The organism is Pseudoalteromonas sp. TB25, assembly GCF_000497995.1.
Taxonomy (GTDB): Bacteria; Pseudomonadota; Gammaproteobacteria; order Enterobacterales; family Alteromonadaceae; genus Pseudoalteromonas; species Pseudoalteromonas distincta.
Window position 1 is genome coordinate 23772 of record NZ_AUTI01000407.1, and the last position, 7304, is coordinate 31075.

Genomic DNA, 7304 nt, shown 5'->3' on the forward strand with positions numbered 1-7304 from the left:
GATCTCACCTAGTTGCCTCTACGCAAGCTGGAGCAATATTTGGCTGGCAACTATTTTGGCTAATCCTCGTTGTTAATGTTTTAAAATATCCATTTTTTCGCTTTGGTATGGAATACACACTCGCCACTAAAAATAGCCTAGTGGAGGGCTACAAAAGCAAAGGCCCGTTTTATTTTTACAGTTTTATTGGCTTAAACATTGTTGCCGCTGTTGTTAATACCGCCGGCGTATTACTGCTTACCGCAAGCTTACTACATTACGCGCTGCCCGTGGTTATTGAAGTAACCTTGCTTTGTTGGATGCTACTGGGTGTATGTTTAGTTATATTGCTACTTGGACACTTTAAAGCGCTAGATAACGTTGCCAAAGGCATTATGGGGCTGCTTACGCTCGCTACTTTGATTGCCCTTGCCATTGCATTTAGTAACGGCCCAATGGCACCTGCTGATTATGTGGGACCTTCACCTTATGAACTTGCCATGCTTAGCTTTATGGTGGCTTTAATGGGCTGGATGCCAGCCCCTATCGAAATATCTGCATTAAGTTCTTTATGGCTAAAAGAAAAACAAGCCCAGCAAACAGTTTCTAAAAGCCAAGGCTTGTTCGATTTTAACGTAGGTTACTGGCTTACAGCTGGCTTAGCCTTGGTATTTTTTAGTTTAGGTGTATTAGTGCAATACGGCCAAACCAGTAGTATAGAACTCGGCGGTGTCGCGTTTGCCAAGCAGCTTATAGATATGTACGCACTCACAATAGGCGAGTGGGCAAGGCCGCTTGTATCAGCAATCGCTTTTTTATGTATGTTTGGCACTACACTTACCGTGCTTGATGGCTACGCCCGTACGCTTAACGAATCCCATAAACTACTTGGCTTTGGGCAATCAAAACACAGCTTAAATATTTGGTTAATACTACAAGCCCTTGCCGGTATGGCCGTTATTTTATTTTTTAAATCAGCCCTTGGCCCCATGCTTACCTTTGCAATGACACTTTCATTTGTAACAACGCCTGTTTTTGCATGGCTTAACTTTAGCCTTGTGCGCTCAGAGCCTGCTATAAAACACAGCGTGCTATTACGTAGTTTAACGTGGTTAGGGCTAGTGTATTTAGTAGGCTTTGCTGTTGCGTTTGTAGTATGGAAACTAGCAGCCTAAATAGAGCCACTTACTTTAGGGTTTTAATTAAAGCCCTAAAGCTTAAAGTTTAAATGAGGTATAAATGGATATTAGAACAGGTGAGCTTTCAAACCCACACGTTATAGAGCTACTACAAGCACACCATAACGATATGCTAAAACACTCACCCGTTGAGAGCGTACATGCACTAGATGTGAGCAAACTCACTCAGCCCGATATAACTTTTTATAGCTTATGGATTGATAATAATTTAGCGGGTGTTAGCGCATTAAAAGCGCTCAGTGCCACTCATGGCGAAATTAAATCAATGCGCACATCAAGCAGCTATTTACGCCAAGGCATAGCCGCTAAGTTACTCACCCATATTATTGAGCAAGCAACACTTCGTGGTTATAAAAAGCTAAGTTTAGAGACCGGCACTGCTGAAGCATTTTTACCCGCACAAAAGCTTTACACTCAATTTGGTTTTAAAGAGTGCGAACCATTTGGTTATTATGAGCTAGATCCGTACAGCTTGTTTATGAGTAAAGGGCTTTGAATAATAAGAAATATAATTAGTCTTCGTTTAGAGCCTTAAATTAAATTTTAACACAGGAATATTTATGTCATTTAAAGGAACTAAGTGGTTCTATGAGGATTCGCCTGAACAGTTTGAGTCGTTAGATGAGCTAACCGAGCACCTTCATTCTTTGTTGTCTTCACAGACTCTAGTTAGTGATGATATAGATTCCGATGGACCTGTTTTAACTGAAATAAAGCAATTAGTTAAAAGGGTTGATGGTCTTAAAATAGAGATTTATTCTAACGAACACCCTCCACCACATTTTCACGTTATTACCTCAGACTCGAAAGCTTCTTTTAGGCTTGATAATTGTGAATTAATTGAGGGTAGCTTAGCAAGCAAACAAAAAAGAAAAGTTGAATATTGGTTTAATGAAATGAACGCAAAGAAGGCATTGATTTCAGTTTGGAACAATACAAGGCCTGCAAACTGTACAGTAGGGAAGTATTATGAAATTGGTAACGAATAAGTATATCGACGTTTTATAGGTATGTAGGCGTTACTTAATTTAAATAAAATGGAAATTAATAATGAATCCATTAAAAAGACCGAAAGCAAATTTTAAAAGGAAAGTTGCAAAAGCAACAGGTATTCCAACATCAAGAACAGGTCGAGCACGTAAAGTTGATAGAATAAAGGGTTATATATTAATTGGAATAATAGTTCTTTTAATGTACATATTTAATAATTGACGCAGTTTTTTATCGATTTATCTATCAGCTACTTCATAAATAATTGATAGTACAGCCAATGCTCAACGAGTTATGACTTTTGCTAATCTAGCCTAGTTGTTACTCATTTGAGTAAACAACAATTTCATCAGAATTTGGTAATTTATAAAATCCAACATTTTTTGATTGCTTACTCATGAAATCAATAGCATATTTCATCTCTGCAATTGTTCTTACTGTAGAAAATTTATCTTTAAAACATGCTGAGAATTCGTATGTGAAAGATGTTGACTGATCATAACCTCCCAGCTCTAAAAGGTTATATTCAGTAAAGGGATCTGGTCCTAAAATTTGATGAGAGGTAACAAAAGGCACCCCAGAGTCTTGTGATTTCCAATCATTCAAACATTTAGCTTCAACATTGCTTGCTAATAAATAAATGCTTTCATTTTTTTTAGAGTCACTTATAAAGATAGTAATAAAAACCATATTTATTATAAGTGATGCAAACAAAACTAATTTTAATCTATTTCTATTATTCACTTTAACTCAGCTCTTTTATCGCTCTACTTATCCCATCTAAACTAAGGGCATACATGCGGTTGTTCATTAGCTCTTTTATAAAGCCAATTGATTGATAGTAAGGCCAGTGTTCAACGGGTTGTGGGTTGAGCCAGGCGACTTTATCAAAGTGGTTTGTTATACGTTGCAACCAGGCACTGCCGGGCTCTTCATTGTAGTGTTCTACCGAGCCGCCAGGGTAGGCTATTTCGTAAGGCCCCATAGTGGCATCGCCAACAAATATTACTTTATAGTCGCTGGTAAATTTATTAATCAGCGTCATGGTGTCAATCACGTTTGTATGTCGGCGCGCGTTGTCTTGCCAAACGTGCTCGTATAAGCAGTTATGAAAGTAGTAAAACTCTAGGTGTTTAAATTCGCTGTGGGCTGCGCTAAATAATTCTTCGCAGGTGTGGATGTAGTCATCCATTGAGCCGCCAATATCAAACAGCATCAATACTTTTACTGCATTGTGGCGTTCGGGTGCCATTTTTACATCAAGCATGCCGCCTTGTTTTGCAGTAGCGCGAATAGTCTCGTTTAAATCAAGCGTGTCGCTTGCGCCTGTGCGGGCAAACTTACGTAACTTTTTAAGGGCGAGTTTAACTGTGCGCGAACTAATTTCTCTGTCGGTGTCGAGGTTTTTGTATTCTCGTTTATCCCACACTTTTACTGCTTGGCGGTTACGATTGCCGTCTTGCCCTATACGCACACCTTCTGGGTTATAGCCGTATGCACCAAAAGGTGATGTGCCGCCAGTACCTACCCATTTATTACCGCCAGCGTGGCGTTTTTGTTGCTCTTCTAAACGCTCTTTTAAGGTTTTCATAAGCTCGTCGAGCCCGCCCATGGCTTTAAGTTGGGCTTTTTCTTCATCGCTTAGGTTTTTTTCAAACTCTTTACGTAGCCAATCTTCAGGTAAGTTGTGTTGCTGCTTTAAGCTCTCGAGCAAATCAAGGTCGGCAATACCGCTAAAGTAGTCGCTAAAGGCTTTGTCGAATCGATCAAAATGCGTTTCATCTTTTACCATTATGGTGCGAGCTAAATGGTAAAAGCCGTCTACGTCGGCAAATATAACGCCTTTTTTTAAGGCGTTTATTAAATCGAGTAGTTCTCGAAGGCTCACCGGTAAACGGTATTCACGTAATTTGAAAAAAAACTGTATTAACATGTTTGGGCCTGTTTATCTTTCGAGGTTAAATTTGCAGCAGTGTGTTTGGTATTTAGGCAAGGCAGAGCCTATGTAGTGTGGTTATTCCCCATAAATAGGCGATAACACAGCATAAATACCAAACACGCGCTGCCTGAAGGTTCGTCCTAGGGACGATTAACTCTTTGTTGCTCGGCTTTTACTTAGCCCACTAGGTTACAAACCTCGCGCCACGATTAAATCGTCCCTAGTTAGAACAAATTTTAATCCACAAAGGTCAACAGGCCCTAGCGGCTCATAAAGGCTAATTTTTCGATTAGGCTTATATCTTGCTCATTTTTAAGTAATGCGCCAAACATTGGCATTAATCCGCCTTTTTGCGCTTTGTCGTGCAGTGTTTTAGCGTCTATGTCTTCAGCCATTAAGAGCTTTAACCAGTCGAGTAATTCGCTGGTGGAAGGTTTCTTTTTAAGGCCGTTAGCTTCGCGCAGGTTAAAAAACACTTCGAGTGCTTGGCGTACTAAATCCTGTTTAACGTTAGGGTAGTGTACGTCAATAATTTGCTGCATTTCGTCGCTGCTAGGAAAATCGATATAGTGAAAAAAGCAGCGGCGTAAAAATGCGTCCGGTAATTCTTTTTCATTATTTGATGTGATGATCACAATAGGGCGCTCTTTGGCTACAATGCGCTCACCTGTTTCGTAAACATGAAACTCCATTTTATCAAGCTCAAGTAGTAAGTCGTTTGGGAACTCTATGTCGGCTTTGTCTATTTCATCAATTAAAAGCACTGGGCGTTTGCCGTTAAGCTCTGCATACGTAAATGCCTGCCACAGCTTACCTTTAACAATGTAGTTACTAATATTATGTACGCGCTCGTCACCTAATTGGCTGTCGCGCAGGCGCGAAACCGCATCGTACTCGTACAAGCCTTGCTGCGCTTTGGTGGTCGATTTTATATGCCACTGAATAAGCGTGGTGTCTAAACTTTTAGCAAGTTCTTCAGCCAGCATAGTTTTACCAGTGCCGGGTTCGCCTTTAATTAAAAGTGGTTTTTCGAGCATAATGGCAGCATTTACAGCTTGTTTAAGCGAGCTGCTAGCTATGTAATTATCGGTTGAATTAAATTGCACGAGTTAGCCTCTATCTGGTCAGAGCAGTATTGAATGTATTCATGATGCCATAGTTAATCTATTTCACCAATATAGGCAAAACGCGGTATGGTGTTGCCGTCTTTTTCTATAGTTTCGTTAAACATACTAAGTGGACGTGCCCAAATACCAAATTCACCGTAAAGAGCCTGATAAATAACAAGCTGTTCCTCGGTTTCGCTATGGGTGGCAACGTGAATAACTTTGTATTGCGGCCCTTTGTAGTGTTGGTATAAGCCTGGTTTGAGGGAAAGTGGTTTTATTGCTGTAGTCATGTTTTGATCTCTTGTATAATTTGGCTTTGCACTTTTAATGTTAACTAATTTGCCGACACTATGAACTATATTTCTTTAGATGATTACAAAAAGGCGTGGGTTTTTCGCCACAAAGATTTACCTGTATCTGATGAAGACGCAGCAAAAATAAAGCCTATGAGCGACGAGCGCGCAGCCGTACTTTGGACAACCATGGTAAGCCGTGAGTTTGATCACCCTGATTTTTTTGAAGACACCGATTGGTGTGGTCAAGAAAAAAGCTTTAGCCAAGAAGTAGATTGGCAAGATGCGTGGGAAAATGGTGATGCGCAACCTCCAGAAGCAATCTTAACGTTTTTAGATTGGGAAGCTAACACCACTGTTTATTTTTGTATGGCACGCGATAATATTATCGAAACAACATTTGATGTATTTAAACGCAATTGGCAAAACTTTATGTTTTTAGCTGATGGCAGTTTACTAATTGGTAAAAAGCGTAATACGGTTGTGCAATTTTTAGAATCAGGCAAAGCAAAATTAGGTGAAAAGCCAAGTGCTTAAATTAGTGCGCTGCGCTTAAAAAATATTCAATACTGTGTTATAAAACATTTACCTAAATATTTTTGAGTACAGCTTTTGGTCGCTAAAAATCAGTCACTTGGTGCTCAGCAGCAAGTTGAAATTTGGCAAACTGATGCACAAAAAGTGTTGTATGCACAATTGTGTAATGCGTTTTATCAGCGTGAGGTTCAGCGATTAGTTGCAGAGCCTAATGCCGATAAACTGCGCCGCCAGTTAAAAAGCCTACCTTATTATATTGAGCGAGCTGCAACGTTAGTTGCCAATGGTGACACGCCTTTTACGCTGGACGCACAAAATGGTACGTGGCTTGAAAAGCAAAAACCAACCCCACCCGATGTGAATGTTCAAGCTAATGAACTTTTTTATCAAACGTATGCCAAAGTGGGGCTTATAGTGCCCGTTATATTAAATGGCTACGATCAGGTGCGTCTTAGAATAGACAGTATCGATCAGTTAGGCGAAAATAAGCTGCATTGTAACGAGCTTGGTTGGTTTGATTTTTTAGGAAATGGGCTAGAGCAGCAAAATGCTCAGTTAATAAAGCCAAGTAAAGTGAGTTTAACGGGGGCATGTTGTGGGCACCAGTGGCAATTTTCGAAGCGTTGCATGCCACGGGTTTTATCTCTACGCGAAATGCTTTTAGCGGGTAGTATTAATTGGCGTAATTTAAAGCGCCCCTTAGCGTATTAAAGCTAAGGTATTTGGAATTTAAAATAAGGAGTGTTAAATGCGTATTTTTCAAGTTGGCTTACTGTGCTTAGCACTGTTTGTGCAATACAGATTATGGTTTGGTCATAATGGTTTACAAGACTACACACGGCTAAAAGGTGCTGTAGCGTCGCATCAAGTAACTAACGAAAAGCTCATTAAACGTAATAAAGTACTTAAAGCAGATATTGAAGACTTAAAGCTTGGCCAAGAAGGCATTGAAGAGCGTGCACGCAACGAATTGGGAATGATTAAACCGGACGAAACATTTATTCGTGTTTTACCGGGCAAACAATATGACAAATAAACAGACTATTGCAGCAATTGTACCTGCAGCGGGTGTTGGCAGTAGAATGCAGCACAATGCGCCTAAGCAATATATACAATTAGCCGGTAAAACTATTTTAGAACACACCTTAGCTAAACTTTCCCAATTATCTCAATTACGTACTATTGTTGTAGCTCTTAGCGACAGCGACCCTTATTTTGATGAACTCCCACTGCTTGATAAGCGCATTGTGCGAGCCAG

10 protein-coding genes and 2 pseudogenes (2 of these 12 cut by a window edge) are annotated in these 7304 nt (G+C 40.0%); 8 read left to right on the forward strand and 4 right to left on the reverse strand.

Annotated elements, in window-relative coordinates; translation table 11 throughout:
- The 4 genes and pseudogenes from L652_RS01000000124110 to L652_RS1000000125065 form a co-directional block, all read left to right on the forward strand.
- A pseudogene (locus L652_RS01000000124110) lies at positions 1 to 1154 on the forward strand (divalent metal cation transporter); it begins 21 nt to the left of the window's first position.
- Positions 1155 to 1218: 64 nt separating this feature from the next.
- Positions 1219 to 1674, forward strand: coding sequence for a GNAT family N-acetyltransferase (locus L652_RS0118455; protein WP_024595382.1), 456 nt, complete (start codon positions 1219 to 1221; stop codon positions 1672 to 1674).
- A 64-nt stretch (positions 1675 to 1738) separates the two neighbouring features.
- Positions 1739 to 2167, forward strand: coding sequence for a DUF4160 domain-containing protein (locus L652_RS1000000124395; RefSeq protein ID WP_024595383.1), 429 nt, complete (start codon positions 1739 to 1741; stop codon positions 2165 to 2167).
- A 61-nt stretch (positions 2168 to 2228) separates the two neighbouring features.
- A complete protein-coding gene (locus L652_RS1000000125065; protein ID WP_158000828.1) occupies positions 2229 to 2390 on the forward strand; it encodes a hypothetical protein in 162 nt (53 codons plus the stop codon).
- Between the two features lie 99 nt (positions 2391 to 2489).
- On the opposite strand, the gene L652_RS0118470 is transcribed toward L652_RS1000000125065, so the two are convergent.
- The 4 genes from L652_RS0118470 to L652_RS0118485 all read right to left on the reverse strand — a co-directional run bounded on the left by L652_RS0118470 (position 2490) and on the right by L652_RS0118485 (position 5506).
- Positions 2490 to 2912 carry a hypothetical protein gene (locus L652_RS0118470; RefSeq protein WP_024595384.1) on the reverse strand — a complete coding sequence of 141 codons (423 nt, stop codon included), beginning with the start codon at positions 2910 to 2912 and terminating at the stop codon, positions 2490 to 2492.
- Between the two features lies 1 nt (position 2913).
- Positions 2914 to 4101, reverse strand: a complete 1188-nt coding sequence (locus tag L652_RS0118475) for a VWA domain-containing protein (protein WP_024603596.1) — start codon at positions 4099 to 4101, stop codon at positions 2914 to 2916.
- Positions 4102 to 4367: 266 nt separating this feature from the next.
- Entirely contained in the window at positions 4368 to 5213 is an 846-nt protein-coding gene (locus L652_RS0118480; RefSeq protein ID WP_024596333.1) for a MoxR family ATPase, read from the reverse strand.
- Between the two features lie 53 nt (positions 5214 to 5266).
- A complete protein-coding gene (locus L652_RS0118485) occupies positions 5267 to 5506 on the reverse strand; it encodes a DUF1653 domain-containing protein (protein ID WP_024596334.1) in 240 nt (79 codons plus the stop codon).
- Between the two features lie 60 nt (positions 5507 to 5566).
- Between L652_RS0118485 and L652_RS0118490 the strand changes: the two genes are divergently transcribed.
- From L652_RS0118490 to L652_RS01000000124115, 4 genes and pseudogenes are all read left to right on the forward strand, one after another.
- Entirely contained in the window at positions 5567 to 6046 is a 480-nt protein-coding gene (locus L652_RS0118490; protein WP_024596335.1) for a DUF2947 domain-containing protein, read from the forward strand.
- A 75-nt stretch (positions 6047 to 6121) separates the two neighbouring features.
- Positions 6122 to 6757, forward strand: a complete 636-nt coding sequence (locus tag L652_RS0118495; protein WP_024596336.1) for a hypothetical protein — start codon at positions 6122 to 6124, stop codon at positions 6755 to 6757.
- A 37-nt stretch (positions 6758 to 6794) separates the two neighbouring features.
- Complete coding sequence (ftsB, locus tag L652_RS0118500; protein WP_024596337.1) at positions 6795 to 7082, forward strand: cell division protein FtsB; 288 nt, start codon at positions 6795 to 6797, stop codon at positions 7080 to 7082.
- Positions 7072 to 7304 (forward strand): annotated as a pseudogene (locus L652_RS01000000124115) (2-C-methyl-D-erythritol 4-phosphate cytidylyltransferase); it runs 417 nt beyond the window's last position. The gene ftsB and the pseudogene L652_RS01000000124115 overlap by 11 nt, the downstream one beginning before the upstream one ends.

Coding starts and splice junctions, on each gene's coding strand:
- L652_RS0118455 (WP_024595382.1), top strand. CDS start 1,219: ATGGATATTAGAACAGGTGAGCTTTCAAACCCACACGTTATAGAGCTA.
- L652_RS1000000124395 (WP_024595383.1), top strand. CDS start 1,739: ATGTCATTTAAAGGAACTAAGTGGTTCTATGAGGATTCGCCTGAACAG.
- L652_RS1000000125065 (WP_158000828.1), top strand. CDS start 2,229: ATGAATCCATTAAAAAGACCGAAAGCAAATTTTAAAAGGAAAGTTGCA.
- L652_RS0118475 (WP_024603596.1), bottom strand. CDS start 4,101: ATGTTAATACAGTTTTTTTTCAAATTACGTGAATACCGTTTACCGGTG.
- L652_RS0118485 (WP_024596334.1), bottom strand. CDS start 5,506: ATGACTACAGCAATAAAACCACTTTCCCTCAAACCAGGCTTATACCAA.
- L652_RS0118490 (WP_024596335.1), top strand. CDS start 5,567: ATGAACTATATTTCTTTAGATGATTACAAAAAGGCGTGGGTTTTTCGC.
- ftsB (WP_024596337.1), top strand. CDS start 6,795: ATGCGTATTTTTCAAGTTGGCTTACTGTGCTTAGCACTGTTTGTGCAA.